Below are 25,371 nucleotides of genomic sequence, written 5' to 3'. Positions count from 1 at the left end.
GCCTCATTCGTTCCCGGAACCTGCCTCTCGCGGACCCCTTGTTTCCGTCTCTTGCCGTTGGACCTGGACGACCTGCGCCGGGCCTGAAACCTGACCGGCGAAGAATTTTCCCCTGCGCCTGCGGCGCATTCCTCGCGCACCAAAATTCATCGCCGGTCAGGTGCTCCACTTCGTTTCGCCCCTGACGGGTTCAGACCCGGCGCAGGCCGTCCTTTCGGTCCGGCGTCGACGGGAACAAGGGGTTCCCGGAAGACAGCCAAGGAAACGAAAAGGAGACCCCCATGGCAAACGCACTCGGATATGTCACCGAAACCAAAGCCGGCTTCGAAGGCACCCTCGCAATGATGAACCTGTCAGCTGCGATCCGCATCGAGAAGAACGCGGAAAAAGCCGGAGAAGGCCAGCCGGACTACCGCATCTTCGCCGGAGAAACCTCGACCGAAATCGGCGGCGGCTGGATGCGCAAGGCGAAAGCTTCGGGCCGGGAATACCTCTCGATCACGCTCGCAGATCCGCAGATCGGTCCACGGAAGATCTTCGCGAACCTCGCCCCGGTCAAAGGCAAGAAGGGCCGCCACGTGATCCTCTGGAACCCTCGCGACTAAGCCGAGGAATTCAGCCTCGAAGAGCCGCTCCGGAGAGACCTCCGGGGCGGCTTTTCTGTGTTCAGGCCGCGGCTCTGAAGGGAGGGGGAAAATGCGCGTGCGCGATTTTCCCCCTCCAATCCAGCGCAGCCGCTGGCAACATCATCCCATCACGAACGAACTGAAGAAAGGAAACCCGTGATGTCCGAAATGATGCCGACGAACCCCGACGCAAATGATGAACACGTCCTCCTGAACGTGCAGGAAGCCGCTGCTTTCCTGAGGCTCACACGCTCGACACTCGATCACTACCGATGTGAAGGAAAAGGCCCGAATTATCGCAAGCACGGAACCCGCGTTTTCTACACGCGGGCGAGCCTGATCGACTGGTCCGGGCGCCGGGAATTCTCATCGACATCCAGCCGGGCGGGGAAATCCCGATGAAATCCGGATACGCGCTCGCTCTGGTTCTGGGCGGATCAGCGGCGTTATTTGGCCTCGTGTTTGATCCTCCGGCGAAGGTCCTCTGGAACCGGACAGCGAGCGCGCCTGAGGGGCTGTACTGGCTGAGAGACGAGCCATTCACCAAGGGCAGATGGGTCGTTCTCTCAGCCAGGAGCGAGCCAGCGCAATGGGCTGAGGCGCGTGGATATGTCGGTCAAGACTGGCCACTTCTGAAGCAGGTTTCAGGGATGCCGGGAGATGAAATTTGCCGGGATGGAGTGGATGTTTTCATCAATGATGAGCTCGTCGCGATAGCACTCATATCGGATCAAGAAGGTCGCGATCTACCGGCCTGGAACGGGTGCGTCAGGCTGAGGAATGGCGAGCTGTTCCTTCTCTCGCCGCACCCGTCGTCTCTAGATGGGCGCTATTTCGGAGCGGTCCGCGAAGCGGACATTCTCGGGGTTGCGGTACCGGTGATGATTTCATCCGTTCACGGGTAATCTGCAAACTAGGGCAAAGCAGTGCAAGCGCGTGCATGGATCAGGAAGGCGGACCCGGTAGGGCAAGTTAAAAGAGCTGGCGCCAGGCCTTGCCTTTCGCCCTGTCTGCACAACGATTTTTCGGTGCCGTTTGCACCGGTTCGAGACGCCGGGTTTTTCAGGATCGCCAGTGTTTGCTGCAGGTCCGGCTGGCGCCATATCTCCATAAGGGAATCTGCCGATGACCGATGAATTTACGCCCCGGCTCGGACGGATCAGGGACCGGGGACGCGGCGGCGACCTTAGGTTTGCGCAGCAGCTGAAGAAGGCCGCTGCCCGCCTTGGACGCCCCCCCGGGAAGACGCGGTTCACCGGCGCCGGTCTCGGACGCGGCGGCGCCAGCGCCCGCGCCCTCGAGATGAGGGGGCGGCGCCTCGCGGATTTCCGGCTGCGGCGGGTGATCGTGAAGACTCATATTTCCCGGGCGCCGAAAGGCGGAGGGACCGGCGCCCTGAAAGCGCATCTCGGCTACATCCAGCGCGACGGTGTGGAGCGGGACGGTTCAGGTGGCGAGCTCTATGGCCGGGAGGGCGCCGTGCCGGATGCAGACGGGTTCGCCGGGCGCTGCGAAGATGACCGGCATCAGTTCCGTATCATCGTGTCGGCAGAGGACGCTGGCCAGCTCGGGGATCTCAAGGAGACGACCCGCGCCCTGATGGCGCATATGGAAGCCGATCTTGGAACCCGCCTCGACTGGCTCGCCGTCGATCACCACAATACCGGCCATCCGCACACCCACATCGTGATCCGCGGCAAGGACGCGGACGGAAATGACCTCGTCATCGCGCCTGCCTATATCCGCGAGGGGCTTGCGACCCGCGCGCAGGATATTGTCACCGAACGCCTCGGGCCGAGGCGTGATCTCGAGATTGCCGAGGCAAGGCAAAGCGAAGTCACGAAGGAGCGCTTTACCGGCCTCGACCGGTCGATTCTTGCGGACGTGTCGGAGGGTCTGGTCCGCGTCCCCAACGCGGACGGTCCGGCGGGGCGTTTTGAGCAGTCCCTCCGCAGGGCAAGGCTGCGCCATCTCGAATTTCTGAAATTTGCATCGCCGGCGGGCAGGGATGCTTGGCGATTGACACCCGGCTGGGACGCAGCCCTGAAAGCCATGGGCCACCGCGGCGATGTGCTGCGGGCCCTGGCAGCAAAAGGCCAGGCCCATGTGCCGGATGAAAACCTGCGCCAGTTCGATCCCGGCGCACACGGGCGGGAGCGCCTTGTCGGGACAGTCCTGACCTCATTGCCGGAGGATGAACTGCTAGACCGCCGAAGTCTCGTCGTCGAAGACTTCCACGGCGGCCGATGGATGGTGGATATCGGGATGAGAGAACCGGGGTCGATTCCGCCGGACGGCGCTGTCGTCGAGTTGGGCGCCCGGCGTGCGACGCTGAGGGAGATCGACGCTTCGATTGTGCGCATCGCGAAGCGCTCTGGCGGGATTTATTCCGAGGCGCTTCATGAGGATGCAGAACTCGGTTCGACGCGGGCCTGGAGGCAGGGGCATGTCAGGCGGCTGGAGGCCTTGAGGCGCGAAGGTATTGCAGGGCGCAGCCCTGACGGTACGTGGTCGATTCCGGAAAACTTTGCCGACAAGGCTATGCGATATGACGCAAGCCGGACCGGCCGCATTGAGCTCCAGGTCAGGTCATGGCTGCCTCTGAAGGATCAGGTCCGGCATGCAGGTCTCACCTGGCTTGATTCAAATGCGGCCGAATTGTCGGGAGATAACCTCGCTACAGTGCGGAGGGCGCGGCTCGATTTCCTTCGGCAAGAGGGCTGGCTTGGAGATGGGGTGAGCGAGGTTGATGAGGCGCTTAGAATTCGCCTGAGAGCGATGGAACTGAGCCGGACATCCGGGACACTCGCAGCGGCAACCGGGCGCGGTTCTGTAGAGCTCACACAGGGCGAAAGGTTTGAGGGCCGGTTCGAGAAGGCGATCGACCTCGGGCAGGGACGCCTTGCGCTGATCGGGAACAGCCAGGAGTTTGCGCTAGTTCCATGGAGGCCGGAGATGGAGCGTCACCGGGGGAGGGAGATGACGGTCACACCGACGGCGCGCGGCGTCAGCTGGATAATCGGCATCGGGCGCGGGCTCGGGAGGTAGATCTTATTCTCAAATCAGGAGAACTTTCCCCAAGCTTATGGGCCGTTGCAAAAGCAGAAAATCCAAGCGTATTCAGAAGTTTCCTCAACGGCTTGCTTGATCAGTCTTCCAGCCAGCTCAAACTGCAGTTGAATATCGATTAGGCCAATTACCCGTCGGAACCGGGTCTGTCGGCTCCCCCGCAAGTACAGAGAGTGAATGCACAACAAGAAAAGGGAGGTCAAAAATGAGCCTCGGTGGATCAAAAAAGTCGCTGACGCAGTCAAACATCGGCCATCTGATTGTCAAAGACTCTCCCGCTGTCGCGGTGCTCGACGCGCTGGCCGAAGACTTGCCGGCGATCCTGCGAGATATCTTGCTTGAAACGGTCACTCCCAACGCGCTCGTCCACGGACAATACTTGCTCTTGCAAACGATGCTAAGCAAAAGTTTAAAGCCGTATTGGCTTATAGAGGTCGCTACGCCTTTGGCGGGTTGGAGCACCACTGAAGAAGCACTTCGTATCTCCGGCAAAACAGCTTCGTGGTTTTATGGTAACCACTACATTGTCGATCCAACCATCTCTAAAGTTATTGCTGGTCAAGTAACTATAAGAGAGCTCGCAGAAGAATGTCCGGAAGCGTTCTTCTTCCCACTCTTCAGGGGAGTGACGCCGGATCTCTCCTAGCACTTGAAGGCGGGTGAATATTGAGATGGAGTGACAAATTCAGCCAAGGGGCACTCGATGGCAGAAGAGCATCTTACCGAAAAACTTCGCAAAGTGCTCGACCAGGTCAATTGGGCCAATACGGTCAGCATGGCTGATCGATCGTCAGAAGAACTCCGGCGCCTTGTGCGTGGGCTGGAACGGCTCGCTCCAGCATTCTGGAAATTAGATCCAGAAATCCTATCGAAGATCATCGAGCTGCACGGCAAGCGTTTTGTGAAGCGACTAATGCAGGCGGACGCCCTGGAGTTAAGCCTCGAGATCAGGCGGCAGAAGCCTGAGTATGAGAAACAGTACACTGACGGGGGCTACATTGAACGACTGAAATTTAAAAACACGCCATTTGAGGAGCTCATCGAACAAAGCTATCCGGGATTGCTCAGAGAAATTCTTAGGTTCGTTGATCACCTCAAGAACCATGGACTTCGAATTGATTTTGAAAAGAAAAGATGCACGGACTCGGCAGAACAAATTAATTCCGGGATTGTTGTCCGCTCAATGCTTGAAGGTAAAGAACTCAAGATCCTTAGCATACATGATTATGGGCAGATGACTCTCCGTTCTGTGGAAACTGGGACTTTCAAACCACTTTTCGTTGCCAATGTACTGGCACTCGCGCGAGAGTTCGATTGCCCCCTTGGATACGATCATGACGATTGGCTTCTCACGTCAGCAGAAATGCAAAACATCATCAACGTTCGTGGCTATCTCAGTGTCGAGGAAGCACTGGATCACAATCCTGATTTCTCGCCGTACGTTTCGATCGACATCGGTGCGGTTTTTCCGAACCGCACCGATAGATGGATAAATCTCGTTGAAGACTTATTGAATGCCATTCAGCAGGGTATGCCAACAGGAGCCCCTACGAACTCGGATTTCAATCGCTAGGAATGATCCGCACCATGTCTGTAAGAGAACTTCTTCTGACATAATGTTCGTCGGTGTATAAAATCGATGCGAAGCAGTTCGCAATGAATTCCCAAAACTGTTCAGCCTGAACCGCGCCGTCGACCCCGGAGGCTGTTTATCTGGGGGCTTGCAGCGGTAGTGTTGCATCAGTTTTTTTGAGCTGAGGTGATCAGTGGCGAAGCGGACAAAGATGAGATCTGACCGGAAAGCAGCTGCCGCTGACCTCGTGGTGGGTGCCAATGTGCGCCGCCTGCGCGTTGAGGCCGGGATCACGCTCGTCGATTTGGCCGGGGCTCTGGGGATCAGTCACCAACAGCTGCAGAAGTATGAGACCGGGGCGAACCGGGTGTCTGCCGGCATGCTGTACGAACTTGCCCGGTATTTCGTTATGCCTGTCGATGCGCTGTTTGAGGGCGGCGATGAAACCGGCGATGACGATACGGCGCTGACGCGGGCACGGCGTAGATGCCATTCAGTTATTGATCGCACGTCCTCACGTGTTGCACTGGACAAGATGGCAAAGGTGCTTCGGGCAATGGCCGGCGACTGATCGTGGGTGTTACTGAGCCCTGATTTCCAGCAGGCTTTGTTTTGCTTTGTCTCAGCCTGCATGCGCTTGCAACGCGGCCAACTAGGCAGGTCCGCTTCGGCTAAGCGATGATGGAGGCCTCGTTCCTGAGGCTGGAGTCAACGCGAATGAATCCCGGAAAGATACTGCTCGGACAGGTCGGCATTGTGCTGATCGTGATTGTTTTGACGCACTGGTTCGCCACTCAGTGGACAGCTGATGCCCTCGGCCACCAGCCGGCACTCGGCGCGCCCTGGCTGGTGGTCGCTGACCGGCCGGTCTATCTGCCCTGGCGATTGTTCCAGTGGTGGTACGCTTATGAAGCCTACGCGCCGGACGTTTTTGCGAGGGCCGGCCTAATCGCGGCGAGTGGCGGCCTCTTCGGCATCCTTGTGGCCATTGCCGGCTCGGTGATCCGCAGCCGGGATGCCCGGTTCGTGACGACCTACGGCTCGGCGCGCTGGGCGACGCAAAAGGATCTGAGCCGTCACAAGCTGCTTGGGAAGGACGGCGTGTTCCTAGGATGCTATCGCGGCGCCTACCTTCGCCATGCTGGCCCCGAACACGTCATGGCGTTTGCACCAACCCGCTCAGGCAAAGGTGTAGGCCTTGTCGTGCCGACGCTCCTCTCCTGGACCGGCAGCGCCGTCATCCATGACATCAAGGGCGAGAACTGGACGCTGACATCGGGATGGCGCTCGACCTTCTCAGATTGCATCCGGTTCGATCCGACCGACGTGCGCAGCCCCCGCTACAATCCGCTGCTCGACGTCCGGCGCGGGCCTTGCGAAGTACGCGACGCCCAGAACATCGCCGATATCCTGGTTGATCCTGAAGGCTCACTCGAACGGCGCAGCCATTGGGAGAAAACCGGCCACGCCCTACTGGTCGGCGTGATCCTGCATGTCCTCTACGCGGAAGAGGACAAGACTTTGGCGGGGTGTGCTAGGTTCCTGTCGGATCCGGATCGCACCTTTGCAGCCACGCTCCGGCTGATGATGACGACGCCGCATCTCGGTGACGGCGCGCACCCGGTTGTGGCGCAGGCGGCTCGCGAACTCCAGAACAAGTCAGAGAACGAACGCTCCGGCGTGCTCTCGACCGCGCTGAGCTTCCTCAGCCTCTACCGCGATCCCGTCGTAGCTGAAGTCACCTCCGTCAGTGACTGGTCTGTCGATGACCTTGTGATGGGAGAACGGCCCGTGTCACTCTATCTCGCCTGTCCGCCATCGGATGTCTCGCGCACCAAGCCCCTGATGCGGCTTGTCCTGAACCAGATCGCGCGCCGGCTGACAGAAAAAGAACCTGACCCGTCCCGGCGCAAGCTCCTCCTGATGCTGGACGAGTTTCCAGCGCTCGGGCGGCTCGATTTCTTCGAGACCGCGCTCGCGTTCATGGCAGGCTATGGCATCCGGGCCTTTCTCGTCGCCCAGTCTCTGAACCAGATCGAGAAAGCCTATGGGCCGAACAACGCCATTCTCGATAACTGCCATGTCCGCGTTGCGTTCGCCACTAACGATGAGCGCACCGCCAAGCGGATCTCTGAAGCCCTCGGCACCAAGACCGAACTGCGCTCGCAGAAGAACTATACAGGCCACCGGCTGTCGCCCTGGCTCTCCCACATGATGGTCTCGCGCCAGGAAACCCAGCGGGCATTGCTGACACCCGGGGAAATCATGCAGCTGCCGGCCACGGATGAAATCGTCATGGTGTCCGGCGCCCCGCCGATACGCGCAAAGAAGCTGCGGTATTTCGAAGACGGGAATTTCACCGGCCGGGTACTGGCCCCGGCGCCCGTCGCGCGGAGACCGGGCGACCGATGCCAGGACTGGGGGAGCGTTGTTGCTGGCACCGGCATTCGGCCGGGAGGCGGCGGCGGCGCCGGCGGCGAGGGCAATGGGGGGCTCGGCCTGCAGCCGGAGCTCGAGCTGCCGGACGTCAGCATGCGGGAAGAGAAGGGCGTTGAACTGGCGCTGGACCTGGACGAGTCGGCCGGCCCGGAGGAAGCCGCCCATCTCGGAAGTGTGCGACGGGTCGCCGGTCTTGATCAGGGCGACACGGACCGGATGCCAGGGTTCTGAGTATGGGCAAGCCACGTCTGAACCTGCGACTTCGCCCGGAGCTGCTTGTACGCCTCGAAGCCGAAACCCGCCGGCCCGGCGTGACCAAGAATGCCGTCATCGAGAAGGCCCTTGAGGAATACTTCCAGCCGGCGATCCGGTTACGGCTCGAAGAACGCCTGCTCGAGCGCCTCGACGCTTTTGAAGTGCGGCAAGGGGAAATCGAGCGCGACGTTGCGCTCAGCCTCGAGACGCTCGGACAGTTCGTCCTTTACTGGCTGACACGGACCGATCCGATACCGGAGGGCGAGCGCGAAACGGCCCACGCGCTCGGACAGAGGCGGTTTGCGTATTTTATCGAACAGGTGGCCCGAAAGGTGCGGCGCGGGGGAGGGCTCGCGGGGCAACTCGGTATGACGGCGCCGATTGAGGCAAGCTCACCAGACGGACCCGGCGTTCGGACAAGGGGAACGCGCAGCGGATTGACATCATGAGCAGCATCCAATCGAAGAGCTTTTGCACATAAAGTCATAGATAGGGCCTTGCTTTTGCTCCTTTAAAGAAATTGGCATACAGCCAAACCGTCGCCGTTCAGTTTATTCACTCCGCAATGATCGAGGTACCGGTCAAGTTAAGCAACCAAGAGGGGACTTCAAATGAGCTTTAGTCGGTATGAGCCAGAGGAACTGCTTTTTGCAAGAGAGCGCCTTAGCGACGTGGTAAATGTTTTAGAGCAGCGCGTATGCCTGCAGGCAGCAAAGTATTCAAAGGATCAACTAGGTGCACCGACTGAAGAACTTGCTCTGGAATTGGCACTGAAGAATACTTTGACAGTTCCGACAATTGCTGAAAATGAAATCGAGGTTTTTGCAACAGAAGTACAGGTTGACTTTCAAAGTGGATATCACGTTGGTGATTCTGGGATGGTGCGGGGTGGCTCCAGTCGCAGCACACGGCCCGCGGTAGAAGTATCGCTTCCCATAAAAGGAGACACAAGTTTGCTGCTGCTGCGGCCAAGCACCTATGAAAGCTCCTACGACAGCAACCCTCCACGAGGTAAGATCACCGGGAGTTCGATCGTCTTCACTCTCCTTCACACAGAATCTGAGGGCGAAGATAATCGACTCAGAAGGGAAATTGACCAAAGGCGAGACGGCATTAAACGCTATCTTGATTGGCAACGAATTGAACTCGCAGGGCATCCGGCGTCTATCATTGCGATTGCGATCAGAGAACTTGAAGCACGAAAGGTTCAGTTGGCGTCAACAGAAAATGTCGTCAGCAAGCTTGGTTACAAGATCAAGAAAAATGATTGATGTCATCACTTACCGATGCCCTGGCCTCGCCCGAACCCTCTACTTGAAAGATCATTGCAAAGGGTGATTGCGCTGGTCTGCTCCCGAAAAGTGGTCCGGCTTTTGAGTTAGTCCGAGCTCGGACTGAACCGCTCCCAAACTTTGGACCGCCCTGATCTGGAAAATCCGATCTTCTCTGGTCATGCCGGGCCGGTTGGCGTGACCAGATTTTGCAACATGGCCGGCACTTTGTTGCCAATGGCACTGTGCGGGCGATGCTCGTTATAGTCTCTGCGCCAGTCCTCGCATTTTGTCGAGGCGTCGGCGAGCGTCATGAACTAGTGTGCATTGAAGCACTCCGCCCTGAATTTCCCGTTGAACGACTCGATGAAGGCGTTGTCAGTCGATTTCCCTGGTCTCGAGAAGTCGAGGACAACGCTATGATAGTACGCCCACTGATCGAGTTCGCGGGAGATGAATTCGCTGCCCTGGTCGACGCGGATGGTCTTCGGATAGCCGAGTGATTTGCATACCCGTTCCAGTTCGGTGACGACGTCGCCGGCCTTGAAACTGAACCTGGGAACAACCGCTGGTGAGTATCGGCTGAAGATATCCACGATGGTGAGGATGCGGAGCTTGTTGCCGGTGGCGAGTTGGTCATGGACGAAATCCATCGCCCAGGTTTCATTCGCCTGTGTCGCCTCTTTGCGGTCATCTCTCAGTTTTGCCTTGACCCGCCTTTTGGGCGTTTTGTTGCGTAATTGCAGGCCCAGTTCATTGTACAGGCGATGCACGCGCTTCACGTTTACATCCCAGCCTTCGCGCTGAAGCAGCACGTGGACACGCCGGTAGCCGTAGCGCACCCGCGTTTCGCAGATCTCCTTGATGCGCTGTTTGAGAGCCGCCTGATCAGGCCGGCGCCGCTTGTAGTGGTAAGTCGAGCGTTCGGCGCGCAGCGTCTGGCAGGCTCTTCGTATCGAGCACTGCCAGACGCTGCGCAAACGATCGACTAGACCGCGCCGCTGATCAGGCGTCAGATTTTTTTTGAGAGCACATCCTGAAGCATCGCCTTGTCGAGCGACAGGTCGGCCACGATGCGCTTCAGCTTCGCATTCTCTTCTTCGAGCTGGCGCAGCCGCTTCATCTCCGACGGCATAAGCCCAGCGTACTTCTTCTTCCAGACGTAAAACGTCGCCTCGCTGATACCCGCCTTCCGGCAAACCTCCGCCACCGCAGTGCCATCCTCCGCCTGGCGCAAAACAAAGGCGATCTGCGCTTCGCTGCACTTCGACTTCTTCATATTCCGTTCTCCGTCGAGCCAATGAGCCTAAACCGGATTTTTCCACTTTTGAACGGTCCAGTTTGCTGGGAGCAGGTCAAGCAGAATGACGAATGGGGTCTCACCCGGCTTTCCATTTCGCTGGAAAGTCTCGCTAGGATCATCGACTCCGTTCCCAGTCTGCCCGTCGTGGGCAACTGAAACCATCACCGCAGCCGAGATGGCATGCACAAATTACACCATGTGATGGGACGCTATCATGCGGGTTTCTTGAGCTGCCAGCATAGACGTGTGAATGCACCCGCCTACCCCGCTGGAGATTGAGGAGCCGTCATGAACAATACTTGCGTGACCAAAAACCCCGAGACGCAGCTTACCTACGAAACACCGAAGGTGCTGGGTCTGGCGGCTTCCGCCAAAGCCGCAAATCCCGGCTCATTCCGCGAGCGCGACCGTGTCCATGTGCTGCGCCCTGTTCTTCAGTCGCTCCCGGTGGGCGGGGCAGTTGAACTCATCTGGAAGATCCGGCCCGCGACCCGCTCGCCCTTCACGTTCTCCGTGAGGCTGTCCCAACCGGTTGCGGCAACAGTTTCGCTGGAAGCAGCAGCGGCGCAGATTTCCGAAGAATTGCGATTTGCGCTGTCGGCAGAACGGTCAGGCTGTCTTTACGAGCTGGGCGCCGCCGAAGAGAATCCTCCGTTGCCCGATATCTTGCGCGTCCGGCCTCGTGGTCTCAGTCTGCCGTGCCGCGATACCAGAGCGCGCAGAGACGATGGCGTATGGACGCTTGACCGCAAGCTCGTCCGCTTGCCTGCCTGGGCAGTAAGGCCGATAGCTATGCCGCTGGCCGAGCTCTTGTGCTCTCCGCAGGCCGTCGACGTCTCAATCAGGCTGGCTCGCGCTGAGCTCGCTCCCGGAGAACTCGAGCGCATTCAGGAAGTGCTCGATCATCTGGTCGACTTCCCAGTTGATGCGGCAGGTGACATGGATCTTGGCGCCGTCCGGCTCGAGCCCTTGCGGTCCTATTATTGCAGGTCGCTGCTCAAGGCATGGCGCCGACGGCCCGCGGGTTACCGGCTTGAACTCTCGATCGCTTCAGCCGGAGAGCTTCCGGCAGCGCTCGTCCGCCGGGTCAGCAGTAGTGTCTGGGGCAATACGGAAACGGACTTGATACGCGGCGAGGACGTGCCCTCGCCGGGCATCCTGTCCCTCGAAGACTGCCTGCACGAGTCGAGCCCGTTTCTGCCCGATCTCCCCGCCGCCGCAGTTCTGGCCGCTGCCGGGCTACCGGCGATCTGGGCAGCCGCGCGCAAATCCGGCAGCCCCGACGGCGCGCTGATCGGCACCTGTGGCGACACGGACGTGCGTATGTCTGCAACCGACCGTGCCCGCCATCTCTACATCCTTGGCGGCACAGGAACCGGTAAATCCACTTTAATGCGCCAGTTGATCCGGCAGGATATTGAAGGTGGCAAGGGAGTCTTCCTCCTCGACCCGCACGGCGACCTTGTCGATGAAGTCCTCTGCGACATTCCCGAAGCCCGTCTGCCCGATCTCGTCCTCCTGGACGCAGCCAACCGAGATTATCCATTTAGCATCAATTATCTGGATCGTGGAGCCAGCGACCCGGACGAAGCTTCGAGTAAGGCGGTCAGCGAACTTCTGGCGATCTTCCACCGGCTCTACGGGGATATCCCTGAAGCGCTCGGCCCGATGTTCGAGCAATATTTCACCATCGGCCTCAAACTGTTGTTCTCGAGCGATCTGATCAGTCAGCCGACCTTGCTCGACCTCGTAAGGGTCTTCTCGGACGACAAGTTCAATCTGGCGCTGCGTAAGTCCTGCACTAATCCCGCAGTATCGGACGTCATGGCGCTTTCGATGAAAGCCCAGGGCGACGCGACCTGGGCCAATATCGCGCCCTACATCACCTGCAAGCTGAACCGGATCACCCTCAATCCGCTCCTGCGCAACCTGCTGTGCCAGCAGAAATCGACCGTAGACTTCAGGTCGCTGATGGACAGTGGGCGGATCGTTCTCGTTCGGCTGCCAAAGGGCAGTGTGCCTGAACTCGACGTGAAGTTCCTGGGCATGGTCATCCTCAGTCAGCTCTTCTCTGCAGCGCTGGGCCGCGCCGATCTCGCTCCCGCCGAGCGTAGAGGCTTTAATGTCTACGTCGATGAATTTCAGAACTTCATGACCGAGACGACAGGCCATATGCTGGCCGAAGGTCGCAAATATGGTCTGAGCCTGACGCTCGCAAACCAGAACCTTGCTCAGCTGCCATCGGAGCTGCGACAGACGATGTTGTCCAACGCGTCATCCCTGCTCGCTTTCCGGATGGGGCCGGATGATGCGCGTGCCGTTGCGCCATTCTTCGATCCGGGTCCAGATGTGGGCTTCCTCCAGAAGCTGCCGAATTTTGTCTGCGCCGCGCGGCTGCTGAACTCAGGCGTACCCGACAGCACAGCTTGTACGGTTACGACGGTACCGGCACTGCCCGCCGCTCGCAGCTCTGATCAAGCCGCTCGCGTCGCCTGCGAGGCGTCCCGCCGCAGCGGGCGTGCCAAGGGCGATGTCGTCCGGGCGCTGCAGGATGAGCAGCGCGTCTGCAGGCAACTTGCCGAAAGTCGCCCTCCTGTGCCTGTCCGACCGGCGTGAAATGAGCGCTGTCTGTTGCGCTTTCTGACGTAAAGGGCGGCGTTTTTTTGAACTGCAACATAGACCAGAAGATCCCGGCTGGCTCTTCGGTGAAACCTTAGCGCGACGTCTAAAAACCCGATTTCGAGGAGTACCCAAATGACCGTTGTTCGACATATTGTTCCTGACTTCCGCAGCACGCTCTCGGTCGCGGAAGACTACCTCTGGAAGAAGCTCCGGGTCAGCGATGCAGGGCGGGAGGACGGGTTGCGTAACCATCCGGCCGCAGACGCAACCGAAATGTCGAAAACTCAGGTCGACATCATTTCGCATATCCGCGGCGAGATCGAAAAGATCGTTCAGTGGCAGACGGCGCGCCATGCTGAAACTGCAGAAGCGCTTCTCGCTCACCGGCCCACCGAGGAAGAGCAGGACTATGCGGGGCTTATCGGCAAAGCCAGCTATGAACTCGCCCGGCACAGCCGTCAGGAATCGGACGAAGTTGTGCTGGCGAGAACGCGGATGCGCGCTAGCGCCAGACACCTGCGCGCGTTCCGCCACGAGAACCGTCTGCACCGAGACGCCAGATCATCAGACTGGCGGAAAGTGCTCGCACTCGTGCTCGCCGTTCTCTTCGTCGAAACGGTGATCAACAGTCAGCTTTTCGCTTCCGCGTCCCCGACAGCATGGGTTGGCGGCGCGAGTCTTGCGCTGATGTTTGCCTTTGTGAACCTGCTGATCGGATTTGTCGTGATCGGTGCATTCGGCCTGCGTCACACGACCCACGTGAAGTTCAGCAAACGTATTCTCGGCTGGACGGTCGTTGTCGCCGGAACAGGCATCGGATTTGCCTACAATGCCTGGGTCGCCGTCTACCGCGAGGCGATCCGCCTCAACCCGCTGGGAAACAGCTTTGAAGAAACCCTGCGGCTTATCTCGGAGGACCCTGTTCAAAGCATGTTGTCAGATCAGGGACCTGTCCTGTTTCTCCTGGGTTGTGCTTCACTGATCCTCTTTTCTATCGAAGGGTACATTCTGTACAAAGACCAATACCTGGGACACCATGACGTAACGAAGGCTGCTGCAGAGGCGGAGGAAGAGTACGAGCTCTCCAAGCAGCAGTTCCGCGCTGGCTCCTCCGTTATCAGCGCCCAGGCCCTTGCAGAGGTCGATCAGCGCATCAACAGCGTCGTCGCGAAACTTGATCAGGCAATCGTGCTTGTCGGCAAGGCCGTGGTGGACAATCAGCAGGCCGAACAGGCTGTCGCTGAACTCGTCAACGTCATGGACCGCGGCCTGACCGATTACCGCGAGGCCAACGGCGCTGTTAGGGATGAGCCCGCGCCCGCCAGTTTCTTCATCAGCCCGCGCCCCGGTGACGGATTGCCCGCATTGCTTGTCTTTGATTTCGAAACCCGGATGGACGCCCTGAGGCTGGAAGCCGAGCGGCTGAAAGGGGCCGCTGAGCATGCACGACAGGCCATCCGATCAGCGGCGCTCGAGCAGCTTGAAATCGTGGAGCAGGGTATCGTGCGCGCCCGCGAAGAAGGGGATCGGCTCGCCCTGGAACTTGAAGCCCCTGTATCTGTGGAAGGTTAAACATCATGGCAATCCGTCCCCTCAAAGCCCGCAAGGAAAAGCAGGCTCAGCTCGCCCTTTTCGGCGCTTTCCTGCTGGGCGCGGCCGTTCTCGGAATCCAGGCTGCCAGCCACCTGCTCGCAGACCATACCGAGTATGATGAAACTACGCTCTGTGCCGTTGGAACCGCGCCCGCGGAACATGTTGCCGTTCTAGTAGATCACACCGATCCCTATTCTCCGATTCAGCGGAAAATTTTTGCCGAGACCATACGCGAAGTTTCCGCCAGTCTTGCCGTGGGCGGACGAATAAGCGTGCATGTGCTTTCCGATCAGCCAGGGCAGGTGTCGGTCCCCGTATTTGACATGTGCAAGCCCTCAGACGGCACAGACGCTAATCCCATCTATGAGAATGAGGTACTTGACCGAATGCGCTACGACCAAGCCTTCGCCGGCCCCATGGACACCCTCGCGGAGAGACTAAAGGCCGGTGCTTCGGCAGAAACGTCCCCTATTCTGGAAGCGGCGGCAGAAGCGGCGTTGTCGGTTCGTCGGGATGCACCCCTGCGGTTGGTGATCATTTCCGACCTCCTACAAAACAGTGCGCTTGGCTCCGTCTATGCGGGGTCGAACAATGCGGCCAAGCTCGAAGCCGCTCCGGGATTCCTGGCGATCAGGCGCGGGCTCGACGGCACACGCGTGGACATTGTCCTTCTGCCAAGCGCCAGCCACGCTTATCTCCAGACAGAAGCTTTGACGGCCTTCTGGCGTGACGCGCTGACGCTGTCTGGCGCAACGGTGCTCAACGGTCTGGGCTCACCTGACCCCGCCCGACGATAGATTGCGCCAGAGGCCGGCGCAGATGAACAGGTCCCGGCCGCGCGGCCCCGCGGCTCAACCAGAATGCCTTTTTGAATAATGGAGATAGACATGACGAAGTGGACGGTGGTGGTGGAAGGCGGAGGGGCCAACCTTTATGAGGTTGCCGAGCGGGCTGGGCTGTTCGAGGCCTGTCAGGTGAATGTCGGCCTGCTTAACGACCGGCGGGTCCGCGTCGGCACGGCCCGCGATCTCGAAGGGGCGCTGTCGCTCATAAACCGGCATTCGGGGCGGAAAATCCGGTCGGTAACTTAGTTCTAGGGAATAGTGATCGGGAAAGTTTTCATCATTGGGTGGAATCTCTTTGACGGCGGCTGAAACGGTCGATTGATAATGTGCTTTGGGGGAGAAACGTATGAGTGCAGGTAAGGGATACTCTCTAAGCGTCAGCCGAGCGCGTAATGCCCTGCTGCTCGAAGCCGAGCGCAAGGCAAGCCTGGCAAAGTACAGAGCGGCGCGTCAGAGCTACAATCAGCTGGTGACCGAATCCCGCGCTATCATTCAGGCAACGGGGCTCTTTGAAGCAGAATTCAGATTTGGTGTCGCCGACGATCTCCCGGACGCAACTTCTACCAGCATGGCCGACACGCGACACCGGGAAATTGTGGAGGCTTCTGCCGGGATTCGCGCGGTCATGCTGCGCGTCGAAGCCGAGCAAAGTGTCCTTCAGGTCATGCGCCAGCGCGTCGCCCGCACAGTTGCGCAGCCTGCCTGGGTGTCAGAAGTCGCCGGAGCGGCAGAACGTCTGATCAGTCGTCTGGATTTTCCGCTCGCGCCGACCATTCTGGGCCAGCTCACCACTCTTGCGTCGGGACACGTCGACACAGCCGCGGGCAAGCAGGCAGCAGAGCTGACACTCGCGTCTTTGCGTGCGCGGGTTGACGAGAGCCGCAAGTTTCATAAGCACAAGGAGACCGAGCGCGAAGATATCCGCAGCCTCTGCGCTGAGCTCGAACCGTTCTGTGACCCTGCAGGCAGTCTCTTTCTCGATCGGGCGCAGATGATCCGCGATGAGCTCTGGGCTTCGGAAAGTCTGACCCCGCAGCTTCGGAAAAATGCGGAGGCTGTAATCGACGCCGCACGCAAGCATGCGGATGTTCAGTATGCGTTGGGTGTTCTTTCCGAATCGCTCGCCGCACTTGGCTACGACGTCGGTGATGCGTTCGAAACTCTGGGCGACAGCACGCCCGGTTTGATCTCGCTGCCGGGCCAGCCGTCACATGCGGTCGAGATATCTCTGACCGGCGATCAGACGCTCAGAACCGAACTGGTAAGAGTAGACGGCCCGCATTCCGACACCGGTAACGATGTTCAGGCCGAAGAAAAATGGTGCTCCGACTACCGGACCGCGATCGCCATGTCGAAGCAGAAGCATCTTACCGGAACCCTCAGCCACCTCGCGACGCAAGACGGGCCTGCTGCCGGGCTGCGCGCAGTGTCCGCTAGCCGCCGGCGCGAGGGGCGACCCCAACGACGCGCGATGCAGCTACGGCCCGGAGACAGTGAATGACCCGCCAGATGCCGCGCTGGGCGCGGGAAATCGCCCAGGCTATTGATGTGCAGCCTCACTTCGTCATCTCGGGAAACATCCACGACTGCTATCTCGTGGACACAGGTGACGGGCCGACGAGACACACCGTCGAATCGCTTGTTGCTGATATCGTGACCCGCCGGGGCATCCGGTGGGTTCTCGTCTATGATGTGTTTTCCGGGCTACGCCTTGTCAGGGGAGATCTGAACTCTCTACCTGACAGGTTGCCGGGACTGTCGATCAGACCGGATGGCACGTTCCAGCCGATGGGGCTCGATGCGTTTGCCCAATGTCTCGAAGCCGCTTCGCGCGCACGGGACGAAATCGCATTCATCGTTGAGTTCTGCGGGCATATCCAGATTGATCATGACGCGTCTGAGCGTTTTTTTGCGCGGTGCGATATGATCGCGCACCGAGCGCGCCGGTTGCCAAGAGCTTCCGGCAGTCTCGGCTTCAATCCAGTATTCTGGCTGGCTGGTCAGACGGGCGATGTTCCGACCTGGTTTGGCAGACAGACGGATAATGTAAGATTTGTCAGTGCCGGGTATCCCGGCCAGGATGAGCGCCGCATCTTTATCCGCCATCAGGCAGCGGTCTGCTTCAGGCAGACGATCTCGCCTGACATGCTCGATGTTTTCGTCGACGACTTCGTTCAGGAGACGGAGGGTATGAGACTTCGAAATCTCGAGCAGATCATGGATCTCTTCCTCCACCACGACTATCAGCCCTCACAGCTGCACGACGCAATCAGGGGCTACAGGTTCGGGATCTATGATGACCCGTGGCGCCAGTCTGAGGTCCACCGAAGGATCGCTGCAGCGACCGAAACCATCTCCGAAAGAGTCATCGGACAGACGGAAGCCATCAACAAGTCCGTCGATATTCTTATTCGTTCGGCAACGGCGCTGTCCGGTGCTCAGGGGAACCGAAGAGGCGGCAGGCCAAGAGGCGTACTTTTCTTCGCGGGGCCCACCGGCGTGGGCAAGACGGAGACCGCCAAGGCAATCACGGAAGTCCTGTTCGGTGATGAATCCGCGTATCATCGCTTCGACATGAGCGAGTTCTCAGACCAGCACGCCCAGGCTCGGCTTCTCGGTGCGCCTCCGGGATATGTCGGCTTCGAACAGGGAGGTGAACTGGTTGACCGGGTTCGGGAGAGACCATTCAGTGTGCTGCTCTTTGATGAAATTGAAAAGGCACACAGATCGGTCTTTGACAAGTTTCTTCAGATTCTGGAGGACGGCCGTCTCACGGACGGGCAAGGGCGGACGGTCTTCTTTTCTGAGACCGTGATCATCTTTACATCCAATCTAGGAACGCGCAGCCGAGACGAAACGCAACAACCGCTCGTCACATGGGGCGTTCCGTACACTGATCTGAAGCGGATAATTCGCGAATCCATCTCAGACTTCTTCAAGGCTGAGCTGCAGCGTCCCGAGCTCCTCAACAGGATTGGTGACAATATCGTCGTGTTCAACTTCATCGAGCGGGGGGTTGCTGGCCGGATTCTCGAAACCATGCTGAGGAACATAGCACGGCGCGTGCAGGACGAGCATGGCCTGAGCCTTTCCTATTCCGACGAGGTGATCCGGACCGTCACCGAAGACTGTCTCAGCTCGCTCGAAGACGGCGGACGCGGGATAGGAAACAGGCTTGAGACAATGCTGATCAACCCACTTGGGCGGGCGCTGTTCGCAGCACAGTTTCAGCCCGGCGGACGGATTACGGCCCACCGGTTCGAGGGCCAGGGGGCAGGTCTGCGCCTGATCGTCGAATGAACGTGTTTGTATCGAGACTTCACTTTCCGGTAACGGCGTTGGGCCCGGGGCAGCGGATCGGCCTGTGGTTTCAAGGTTGTTCCATTGGCTGTGCTGGCTGCGTTTCGGTGGATACATGGAGCCGAACGGAAGTAACTCCGACGTCCCTGAAAGCTCTGCAGCTCCAGCTGGCTGGTCTTCTCGGGCGGGCTCCGGACGGCATCACGATTTCCGGCGGAGAACCGTTTGAGCAACCCGAAGCCCTCGCTGCTATTGTCGATTTCCTGCGCGAGGAAACGCGCCGCCTGCCGCGGTTCGATATTCTGATCTATTCCGGAATGCCGCTTAAACGGGTGAGGCGGTTCTTTCCGGACATCCTATCCAAAGCCGACGCCGTGATCGCCGAACCCTATGTCCGCGAACGAGGGGAAGGTGACGCGCTCAGAGGATCAGCAAACCAGATTCTCGTCCCGCTTTCGGACACCGGCGCACTCAAGTACTGCGATGTGGCAGCCTGGCCGCGCAGTATGCAGATCAGCATCGAGAGCACGACAGTATCGCTGATCGGTGTTCCACGGCCGGGCACGCTCGAAGCCCTGGAAGAATTGCTCCGGCAACAAGGTGTCGAGTTCGGAGCGGTGACATGGCGGAACTGATATACTGCGAAGTCCATTCTGATTATGTCACACCGGAAGTCGGTCGGTGCCCGTTGTGTCGGCTCGTCGTAAGCGACGGTTATCACAGATCCGTGCCGCAGCAGGCCGAGGGGACGTCTCATCCGGATGCCTGGGTTGTGTTTCCCTGGGGAGAAGAACCTGTTTTTGGCGAACTTAGGATCGGGCGGTTTCCGTCTTACTCTCCGATCGCCGCAAAACTGAGCGAGTATGGGGGCATAAGCCGGAGGCATTGCTCCATCCGTCAAGAACGCGGTTTCCTGTGGCTGAAGCAAGTCGGTCAGACCCACCCGACATTTGTCGACGGAGTGGCGATCGTCGCAGGAGACGAGGCTGTCCTGGGGCATGGGACTCTGGTCAGCTTTGCGGGAGAACTTACAGCACACGTGCGGTGTAAGGAGGATGCTGGATGACCTGTGATCTCAAGGTCTGTTGGCGGACGCATACCGGCTTTGCACGCAAGGACAATCAGGATTCCATATGGGTAAATGGTCATATCGGACGCGATGACATGCGCGAACCCGCAGAAATTCGTATTTCGCCCGAGACGGCGCTGACGGCGATTGTCTGCGACGGGATCGGCGGCGGGCCTGGGGGCCGCGAGGCGAGCGAGACTGCTTCGGAAGCTGCCGGCCGGACCCTTTCGGAAGCCGGCGTCGAACCCGATATATCGGTAGTGGTGTCAGAGGCGGGCGCAGCCATGCACCGGCGAAGCCTGATTGAACCGCATCTGAAAGGATTCGGGACAACGATTGCCGGCGTGCACGTCCGTTCGGGATATTGCACCTGGTTTAACCTCGGGGACAGCCGGATCTACAGCCTCAGAGACGGCTTTCTGCGGCAGCTGAGCCTTGATCACGTGGCCTCGGCGGGCAGTAACATACTGACAAGCTGGATCGGCGATAGTGCCAATCGAGGACACGCGGCTGCCTGGTGGGGCCGTGAACAGATCTCTCCTGGAACCGTATACCTTGTCTGCTCCGACGGTTTGTTCCTGCACTTGTCGGCCGATGAAATAAGCGAGCATCTGGCCGAGCCGGGGATCGGCGCAGTTGCGGAGATGCTCGACCTTTGTCTGCGCCGCGGCGGCAAAGACAATATCTCGCTCGTGCAGATATCAGTCCACGAAAGGGGAGCAAGCCATGACGGATGACCGGGACGTCCCGCCGACGCGAACAGGGCATCACGCGGGCGAGGCTGCAAGCGATGTCCAGCCGGACTGGCGGTTTCCGGCATTTCTTAATGATGAGTATGAAGACGTCCGCCCACTGACGTCTGCAGGTCAGGCTGCAATCTACCGCGTCAGACGGCGCCGGGACGGCGCTGATCGTGTCCTGAAAATCTATCATTCCGCCGATGCCCCCGATCCGGAAGTGCTCGAATCGCTTGGCCGGATCAATCCGGAATTTGCGGTTGTCGGTCTTACCCGCTTTCGTCCTGCTCAGGGCGGCCAACTTGCAACCCGCTACGAAGAAATGGAATTCGTCGGCGGCGGCAGCCTTCAGGACCTGTTGCACATCAGAAATGCGCCCTTTTCGTCGGACGAAGTTCGGTCTCTGCTGCGCCGCCTCGTTCAGGCTGTCAAACTGATCGATGAGGCCGGAATCATTCACCGGGACATCAAGCCCGGTAATATTCTGTTGCCGGACGGTCAGCTGGTGCGCGCCCGACTTTCGGACTTCGGGATCTCTTCCGCAGTGCGCAATACGGTCAAGATAACGTCCGTATCTGGAACGGCGCTCTATTCTGCGCCCGAGGCAAGCTTCGGATCGCCCGCAAGACAGAAGACCGATCTCTGGTCTGTCGGCATGATTATCCTCGAAATGCTGCTGGGCGACCACCCGTTTGCCGGCATGCCGCCTCAGGCAATCAGCGCATACCTTTTCGGAGAGGGGGCGGGTGACCTGCCCGACCGGGTTTCTGATTCGAATTGGAGGATCCTTCTCAGAGGTTTGCTCAGACGCAGATATCAAGACCGTTTTTCCGTTGGAGACGTTGAAACCTGGCTGGACAACCCGGCGCATTCCAGCCTCGAGCGCGCGCCCGAGCAAGGCGGGCATGTGCGTCCGCTCCGGTTCTTGGGGCAGAATTGCTTTACCCCGGCCGACCTTGGCAGGCTGATGTCAGAAGAGTGGGACAATGCGATCACAGCCAGAGGACTTGTATTTCCTGAAATTCTCAGCTGGCTCATGAATCAGCTGGGCGATACCGATCTGGCATCCGAACTAAGACGGCTCGATGCGCAATCGGGTGTTTCACAACACGTCGTGCATTTCAGCATGATCTGTGCCCTCGCCCCTGATCTGCCTTTGGTGTTCCGGGGCCAGTCCCTCACACCTCAAGCGTTCATGGCTGCTGCCGGTGATGCTCTCACCGACGGAGGCGCGCGCGCTCCATGGCTGCAAGAGGTCTTCGGCCAGCGAATTATCGACATCGCTGCACAGCTGCCACGCGCTGATCAGTCCTTTTACCGGAACATTCGGGCGCGGTCAGACGAAATCTCTGCTGGCTACCACGAAGCCAGAACCCGCATCCGCTCCCAGATGGATCCTGAAGTCCTGGCGCACTTGCCTGAGGTGACACCAGCGGCGCTCAGCCGGATCCACGCTACTGCGATCCTGTCCGTTCAGTCGGCTGGCCGCATGGAACGCAGCATGAGGTCGTTTTCATCGAATGCGCTTTGCGCAGACTGGTTTCGAAATCTTGTTGCCGAAGCCGTCTCAAGCCCCGCAGCCGCCCTTCTTGCGGCAGACGCTGAGCCGGCTGCTAGCGCGGAAGCTGAACAAGTCACCAATCTTGTCTGGCGCCGTTTCGCATCCTGTGTTTCTGCCGGGGCCGCATATGCGACGACTGCGTTGATCACTTCGACAGTCTTCTCTGTCTTTGCAAACCTGTACTGCGACTCGGCTGCAGGCTGCACAAATATCGGCTGGAACGCGATGTCCCTCCCAAGCGGAGTGCTCACAGCGCTTCTCGCAGCGGCCACCATCGGCCCGATCGGGGTCCTTTATATCAGTCTTAAGGTGAGAAGAGTTCGGCCATGAGCTGTCGGTTGCTAAGTTGGACGATCGCGCAGTTTACACGGAGTTATGCATGCATTATCTGATCGGGTTCGTGTTTGTCGTAGCGCTTGTCGTCTTTATCCCGGGCATGGCGTTTGCATACCTGACCTACCTGTTCGGCCATCCTTATCTCACCGTTATGGTGATTGTACTGATCGCCGCGTCAGCTGGTCTGCTTCACGGTATCATTCGGGAGGGAAGCCGCGGCGTCGACTCGGACCTTGCGCGGATCCACTTCCTCGGCTGGCGCATGCGGCCTGAGATCGCCGCGCTCGCCTGCATGTTAGTGTCCGCCGCCCTAGTTACAGCGCTTTCAGTTTTTTACGCAGGCCTTGAACGGAGCTGAGCATGAACGTTGTTTCTGAAATCGCGATCTTCGGAATCATTGTCGCCGGATTTCTCATCATGCTGGGCTGGCGCCGCAAAGGGCTTCAACTGCTGATGATCGTGATCGCCGGAGCCATGATCGGACTTTCTGTAGACCCGATGATCCTGCGGGTCGCGCCTGACCTGATCGACGACGTTCCGCTCTGGATCAAAATTGGCGGCACGGCGATTCTCGGCCTCTGGGTCCTGCAAGCGCTGCTGACGGCTCTGTTCGGAAAGAGTGTCGCGAGCACGGCGGTCGGCACCATCATCGCGCAGTTTGTGACTGCTTTGGGAAGGATGGCCGTGTTCCCGTTCAGATGGCTCGGCCGGCTGCTCGACTTCATCGGCACGCCCCGGCCTTAAGGAAACTGGAGCAGCAGATGGATTTCGACCGCTTTGTTGCATTCTTCACACCCCTCGTGCACGTGTTCGCGTTCGCGGCCTGTGTGCTGGTGCTTTCCTGGACCTATGGCAGCACGATTGATCGTCCCGCGATTTCCGCCGCAGAAAACGCCCGCAGTCCGCCACAATCTGCTCAGACACGGCAATCCGCACCAGAGGACCGCGCAGCTGACGGAGCGGCACTTTGTCCGCCAACCGGCGCTGAAGTCAGGGGACGGATTACCTGCTCCTGCACCATGACCCTTATCAGCGGAGGTGTCGTGCGCGGAACAAACATCTACGCCTCCAGTTCGAACTTCTGCCGAGCGGCGGTGCATGCCGGAGTCATTCCGCCTTCAGGCGGTGAAGTCACAGCGACCGGCATCAGTTTCCAGTCTTCGTTTTTCGGCACGTCAAGGAATGGCATCATGTCCGAGGCCGGGTATGCTGGCTCCTCTGCTTTCATTTTCAATCCGGATCAACTCGCTCCCGTCGCAGCGCGCATTCTACCCGAGTTCATGCCGGCAAACTGCCCGATTTACGTGAGGGACCTCAAAGTACCATACCAATGCCATTGTCCAGCCGAAAGCCTTTTAGTCGGAAACGTTGTGGGCACTGGCCTGTATGCACCCAGCAGCGTCGTCTGCCGAGCGGGACTTCATGCCGGAGCGATTTCGAACTCGGGAGGTATCGTCGAAATTCACCCGGCCGGTCAGAGTTCCCTGTTCCTTCCGTCTGTTCGCTACGGCATCACCTCCAGAGGGGCGGACAAGCCTTCCGAGAGCTATGTCTTCGCTCGAGATCAGCAGGTGGTTGGTTTTCAGGCCGGCGAAACGATACCTTTCGGCGTTGATCCGCTGCAAAGTGCTTTTCCATCGGTTTGCCCATCCAAGGCCGGCGACCTCACGCAGCCGCTGCTGTGCTGGTGCGGCGAAAATCAGGGACGTTCCAATCGCGTTTGGGGCACCGGCACTTACACGGGAGATTCCAGCCTCTGTATGGCAGCTGTTCATGCCGGTGTCGTCGGACGGAGTGGCGGAAACGTCGAAGTCAAAGCAACCGGTCCGCAAACATCATTCGCGGGATCAGTCCGAAACGGTATTGAAAGCCAAAGCTACGGCGCCTGGAACACAAGCTTCGCTTTCCGTCAGGCATCTGTCTCTGAGCCTGAACTTGTTTCAATGTCAGGTCCAGCTTCTGGCGCCGTCTCGGCGCGGGTTGCTTGTCCCGAAACCTGGGGCGAGCGGCGGTTGGATCTGACCTGTGGGTGCGGACCCCTCTCAAGCTATTCAGGCGGTGTCTGGGGAGCCGGTATCTATCGGTCTGATTCCTCGGTTTGCCGGTCTGCGGTGCACAAGGGTGTGCTGGAACCGGAAGGCGGTGAAGTGACTGTTTACTTCACTGGAGCGCAGACCTCGTTTGCCGGGACGGTTGCAAACGGCGTGACCAGCCTAGGCGCGAAAGCTGCTTCGTCGAGCTTTTCCTTCCGCGCCTCCACAGGACCTTCATCGGAGAATTCTGACAGCATAGCAGGTCCCGCAGCGGACAACCGCTCGGAAACGGCCGTGTCACATTCAGCCGCGCCAGGCGCCGCTCAGTTGCAGGACGCGGACGCAAAGATAATCGACCAAGCGAAGGCAGAATTTCCCTCCCGCGCCGCCGCAAGGGGGCTGGAGGGCGCATGTACCGTGACGGTCACTGTTCTTGATTCCGGTGAGCCGGCCGATGTTACGGCTTCGTGTAGCGACTCAGTCTTCAAACGTGAGGCAGAGCGGATCGGAAAACGATCGACGTATGCTCCAGCCATAAGGGGAGGGCGCACCGTCGACCGCGAAACCGTCCAGTTTGAAGTCGAATTCCAACTGAGTGAATGACAGCTGGTTCGGCTAAAGGAGAACAAGATGACAATCGCAAGTTTTATCCTTCCGGAGTTCCATTACGGCGGGTTGCCCGGTGTCGGAGAACGGGCGCAGTAGCAAACGCGGCACTGTCGTCACAGATCATCCGTTG

23 protein-coding genes and 1 pseudogene are annotated in these 25,371 nt (G+C 59.1%); 23 read left to right on the top strand and 1 reads right to left on the bottom strand.

What is annotated here, in order from left to right:
- Nucleotides 1-281 precede the first annotated feature (281 nt).
- From Q0C17_RS16665 to Q0C17_RS16620, 10 genes are all read left to right on the top strand, one after another.
- Entirely contained in the window at nucleotides 282-605 is a 324-nt protein-coding gene (locus Q0C17_RS16665) for a DUF736 domain-containing protein (RefSeq protein ID WP_291208768.1), read from the top strand.
- Between the two features lie 180 nt (nucleotides 606-785).
- Complete coding sequence (locus tag Q0C17_RS16660) at nucleotides 786-1,028, top strand: helix-turn-helix domain-containing protein (RefSeq protein ID WP_291208765.1); 243 nt, start codon at nucleotides 786-788, stop codon at nucleotides 1,026-1,028.
- Complete coding sequence (locus Q0C17_RS16655) at nucleotides 1,025-1,531, top strand: S26 family signal peptidase (RefSeq protein ID WP_291208762.1); 507 nt, start codon at nucleotides 1,025-1,027, stop codon at nucleotides 1,529-1,531. Before Q0C17_RS16660 ends, Q0C17_RS16655 begins: the two co-directional genes overlap by 4 nt.
- 220 nt (nucleotides 1,532-1,751) lie before the next feature.
- A complete protein-coding gene (locus Q0C17_RS16650) occupies nucleotides 1,752-3,674 on the top strand; it encodes a DUF3363 domain-containing protein (protein WP_291208760.1) in 1,923 nt (640 codons plus the stop codon).
- Between the two features lie 226 nt (nucleotides 3,675-3,900).
- Entirely contained in the window at nucleotides 3,901-4,341 is a 441-nt protein-coding gene (locus Q0C17_RS16645; protein WP_291208757.1) for a hypothetical protein, read from the top strand.
- 57 nt (nucleotides 4,342-4,398) lie between these two features.
- Entirely contained in the window at nucleotides 4,399-5,268 is an 870-nt protein-coding gene (locus Q0C17_RS16640) for a hypothetical protein (protein ID WP_291208754.1), read from the top strand.
- Between the two features lie 211 nt (nucleotides 5,269-5,479).
- A complete protein-coding gene (locus Q0C17_RS16635) occupies nucleotides 5,480-5,839 on the top strand; it encodes a helix-turn-helix transcriptional regulator (RefSeq protein WP_291208752.1) in 360 nt (119 codons plus the stop codon).
- A 146-nt stretch (nucleotides 5,840-5,985) separates the two neighbouring features.
- Nucleotides 5,986-7,938 carry a conjugal transfer protein TraG gene (locus tag Q0C17_RS16630; protein ID WP_291208750.1) on the top strand — a complete coding sequence of 651 codons (1,953 nt, stop codon included), beginning with the start codon at nucleotides 5,986-5,988 and terminating at the stop codon, nucleotides 7,936-7,938.
- A 2-nt stretch (nucleotides 7,939-7,940) separates the two neighbouring features.
- Nucleotides 7,941-8,411, top strand: a complete 471-nt coding sequence (locus Q0C17_RS16625; RefSeq protein ID WP_291208747.1) for a CopG family transcriptional regulator — start codon at nucleotides 7,941-7,943, stop codon at nucleotides 8,409-8,411.
- Nucleotides 8,412-8,573: 162 nt separating this feature from the next.
- The gene (locus Q0C17_RS16620) at nucleotides 8,574-9,233 is read left to right on the top strand and encodes a hypothetical protein (RefSeq protein WP_291208745.1); all 660 of its coding nucleotides are present in this window, start codon (nucleotides 8,574-8,576) and stop codon (nucleotides 9,231-9,233) included.
- Nucleotides 9,234-9,412: 179 nt separating this feature from the next.
- On the opposite strand, the pseudogene Q0C17_RS16615 reads toward Q0C17_RS16620, so the two are convergent.
- A pseudogene (locus Q0C17_RS16615) lies at nucleotides 9,413-10,512 on the bottom strand (IS3 family transposase).
- Between the two features lie 312 nt (nucleotides 10,513-10,824).
- Here Q0C17_RS16615 and Q0C17_RS16610 point away from each other — a divergent pair.
- From Q0C17_RS16610 to Q0C17_RS16555, 13 genes are all read left to right on the top strand, one after another.
- On the top strand, nucleotides 10,825-13,152 hold the full coding sequence (locus Q0C17_RS16610) for a DUF87 domain-containing protein (RefSeq protein WP_291208743.1): 2,328 nt from the start codon (nucleotides 10,825-10,827) through the stop codon (nucleotides 13,150-13,152).
- 138 nt (nucleotides 13,153-13,290) lie between these two features.
- Nucleotides 13,291-14,730 carry a hypothetical protein gene (locus Q0C17_RS16605; protein ID WP_291208741.1) on the top strand — a complete coding sequence of 480 codons (1,440 nt, stop codon included), beginning with the start codon at nucleotides 13,291-13,293 and terminating at the stop codon, nucleotides 14,728-14,730.
- Between the two features lie 5 nt (nucleotides 14,731-14,735).
- Complete coding sequence (locus Q0C17_RS16600) at nucleotides 14,736-15,548, top strand: hypothetical protein (RefSeq protein ID WP_291208738.1); 813 nt, start codon at nucleotides 14,736-14,738, stop codon at nucleotides 15,546-15,548.
- A 90-nt stretch (nucleotides 15,549-15,638) separates the two neighbouring features.
- On the top strand, nucleotides 15,639-15,842 hold the full coding sequence (locus Q0C17_RS16595) for a hypothetical protein (RefSeq protein WP_291208735.1): 204 nt from the start codon (nucleotides 15,639-15,641) through the stop codon (nucleotides 15,840-15,842).
- A gap of 100 nt (nucleotides 15,843-15,942) precedes the next feature.
- On the top strand, nucleotides 15,943-17,097 hold the full coding sequence (locus Q0C17_RS16590) for a hypothetical protein (protein ID WP_291208732.1): 1,155 nt from the start codon (nucleotides 15,943-15,945) through the stop codon (nucleotides 17,095-17,097).
- On the top strand, nucleotides 17,094-18,896 hold the full coding sequence (locus Q0C17_RS16585) for an AAA family ATPase (protein ID WP_291208728.1): 1,803 nt from the start codon (nucleotides 17,094-17,096) through the stop codon (nucleotides 18,894-18,896). Before Q0C17_RS16590 ends, Q0C17_RS16585 begins: the two co-directional genes overlap by 4 nt.
- Nucleotides 18,893-19,531 (top strand): 4Fe-4S cluster-binding domain-containing protein, encoded by a 639-nt coding sequence (locus tag Q0C17_RS16580; RefSeq protein ID WP_291208725.1) that lies wholly within the window; start codon nucleotides 18,893-18,895, stop codon nucleotides 19,529-19,531. Before Q0C17_RS16585 ends, Q0C17_RS16580 begins: the two co-directional genes overlap by 4 nt.
- Nucleotides 19,519-19,962, top strand: a complete 444-nt coding sequence (locus Q0C17_RS18220; protein ID WP_366914856.1) for an FHA domain-containing protein — start codon at nucleotides 19,519-19,521, stop codon at nucleotides 19,960-19,962. The genes Q0C17_RS16580 and Q0C17_RS18220 overlap by 13 nt, the downstream gene beginning before the upstream one ends.
- Nucleotides 19,959-20,702, top strand: a complete 744-nt coding sequence (locus Q0C17_RS16575; RefSeq protein ID WP_291208722.1) for a protein phosphatase 2C domain-containing protein — start codon at nucleotides 19,959-19,961, stop codon at nucleotides 20,700-20,702. Before Q0C17_RS18220 ends, Q0C17_RS16575 begins: the two co-directional genes overlap by 4 nt.
- Complete coding sequence (locus tag Q0C17_RS16570) at nucleotides 20,692-22,593, top strand: serine/threonine-protein kinase (protein ID WP_291208719.1); 1,902 nt, start codon at nucleotides 20,692-20,694, stop codon at nucleotides 22,591-22,593. The genes Q0C17_RS16575 and Q0C17_RS16570 overlap by 11 nt, the downstream gene beginning before the upstream one ends.
- 49 nt (nucleotides 22,594-22,642) lie before the next feature.
- Nucleotides 22,643-22,957, top strand: coding sequence for a hypothetical protein (locus Q0C17_RS16565; RefSeq protein WP_291208717.1), 315 nt, complete (start codon nucleotides 22,643-22,645; stop codon nucleotides 22,955-22,957).
- Nucleotides 22,958-23,016: 59 nt separating this feature from the next.
- Nucleotides 23,017-23,343: a hypothetical protein gene (locus tag Q0C17_RS16560; protein ID WP_291208715.1), complete on the top strand. Its 327-nt coding sequence runs from the start codon at nucleotides 23,017-23,019 to the stop codon at nucleotides 23,341-23,343.
- Between the two features lie 17 nt (nucleotides 23,344-23,360).
- The gene (locus Q0C17_RS16555; RefSeq protein ID WP_291208714.1) at nucleotides 23,361-25,235 is read left to right on the top strand and encodes an LCCL domain-containing protein; all 1,875 of its coding nucleotides are present in this window, start codon (nucleotides 23,361-23,363) and stop codon (nucleotides 25,233-25,235) included.
- Nucleotides 25,236-25,371 lie beyond the last annotated feature (136 nt).

The sequence above is a fragment of the Hyphomonas sp. genome (assembly GCF_022844445.1).
Lineage (GTDB): Bacteria > Pseudomonadota > Alphaproteobacteria > Caulobacterales > Hyphomonadaceae > Hyphomonas.
This window is presented reverse-complemented; position numbering and strand designations above follow the sequence as displayed.

Excerpts from the sequence above, each read along its gene's own strand:
- Q0C17_RS16665 (WP_291208768.1), top strand. The coding sequence starts at position 282 with ATGGCAAACGCACTCGGATATGTCACCGAAACCAAAGCCGGCTTCGAA.
- Q0C17_RS16660 (WP_291208765.1), top strand. The coding sequence starts at position 786 with ATGTCCGAAATGATGCCGACGAACCCCGACGCAAATGATGAACACGTC.
- Q0C17_RS16655 (WP_291208762.1), top strand. The coding sequence starts at position 1,025 with ATGAAATCCGGATACGCGCTCGCTCTGGTTCTGGGCGGATCAGCGGCG.
- Q0C17_RS16650 (WP_291208760.1), top strand. The coding sequence starts at position 1,752 with ATGACCGATGAATTTACGCCCCGGCTCGGACGGATCAGGGACCGGGGA.
- Q0C17_RS16645 (WP_291208757.1), top strand. The coding sequence starts at position 3,901 with ATGAGCCTCGGTGGATCAAAAAAGTCGCTGACGCAGTCAAACATCGGC.
- Q0C17_RS16640 (WP_291208754.1), top strand. The coding sequence starts at position 4,399 with ATGGCAGAAGAGCATCTTACCGAAAAACTTCGCAAAGTGCTCGACCAG.
- Q0C17_RS16635 (WP_291208752.1), top strand. The coding sequence starts at position 5,480 with ATGAGATCTGACCGGAAAGCAGCTGCCGCTGACCTCGTGGTGGGTGCC.
- Q0C17_RS16630 (WP_291208750.1), top strand. The coding sequence starts at position 5,986 with ATGAATCCCGGAAAGATACTGCTCGGACAGGTCGGCATTGTGCTGATC.
- Q0C17_RS16625 (WP_291208747.1), top strand. The coding sequence starts at position 7,941 with ATGGGCAAGCCACGTCTGAACCTGCGACTTCGCCCGGAGCTGCTTGTA.
- Q0C17_RS16620 (WP_291208745.1), top strand. The coding sequence starts at position 8,574 with ATGAGCTTTAGTCGGTATGAGCCAGAGGAACTGCTTTTTGCAAGAGAG.
- Q0C17_RS16610 (WP_291208743.1), top strand. The coding sequence starts at position 10,825 with ATGAACAATACTTGCGTGACCAAAAACCCCGAGACGCAGCTTACCTAC.
- Q0C17_RS16605 (WP_291208741.1), top strand. The coding sequence starts at position 13,291 with ATGACCGTTGTTCGACATATTGTTCCTGACTTCCGCAGCACGCTCTCG.
- Q0C17_RS16600 (WP_291208738.1), top strand. The coding sequence starts at position 14,736 with ATGGCAATCCGTCCCCTCAAAGCCCGCAAGGAAAAGCAGGCTCAGCTC.
- Q0C17_RS16595 (WP_291208735.1), top strand. The coding sequence starts at position 15,639 with ATGACGAAGTGGACGGTGGTGGTGGAAGGCGGAGGGGCCAACCTTTAT.
- Q0C17_RS16590 (WP_291208732.1), top strand. The coding sequence starts at position 15,943 with ATGAGTGCAGGTAAGGGATACTCTCTAAGCGTCAGCCGAGCGCGTAAT.
- Q0C17_RS16585 (WP_291208728.1), top strand. The coding sequence starts at position 17,094 with ATGACCCGCCAGATGCCGCGCTGGGCGCGGGAAATCGCCCAGGCTATT.
- Q0C17_RS16580 (WP_291208725.1), top strand. The coding sequence starts at position 18,893 with ATGAACGTGTTTGTATCGAGACTTCACTTTCCGGTAACGGCGTTGGGC.
- Q0C17_RS18220 (WP_366914856.1), top strand. The coding sequence starts at position 19,519 with ATGGCGGAACTGATATACTGCGAAGTCCATTCTGATTATGTCACACCG.
- Q0C17_RS16575 (WP_291208722.1), top strand. The coding sequence starts at position 19,959 with ATGACCTGTGATCTCAAGGTCTGTTGGCGGACGCATACCGGCTTTGCA.
- Q0C17_RS16570 (WP_291208719.1), top strand. The coding sequence starts at position 20,692 with ATGACGGATGACCGGGACGTCCCGCCGACGCGAACAGGGCATCACGCG.
- Q0C17_RS16565 (WP_291208717.1), top strand. The coding sequence starts at position 22,643 with ATGCATTATCTGATCGGGTTCGTGTTTGTCGTAGCGCTTGTCGTCTTT.
- Q0C17_RS16560 (WP_291208715.1), top strand. The coding sequence starts at position 23,017 with ATGCTGGGCTGGCGCCGCAAAGGGCTTCAACTGCTGATGATCGTGATC.
- Q0C17_RS16555 (WP_291208714.1), top strand. The coding sequence starts at position 23,361 with ATGGATTTCGACCGCTTTGTTGCATTCTTCACACCCCTCGTGCACGTG.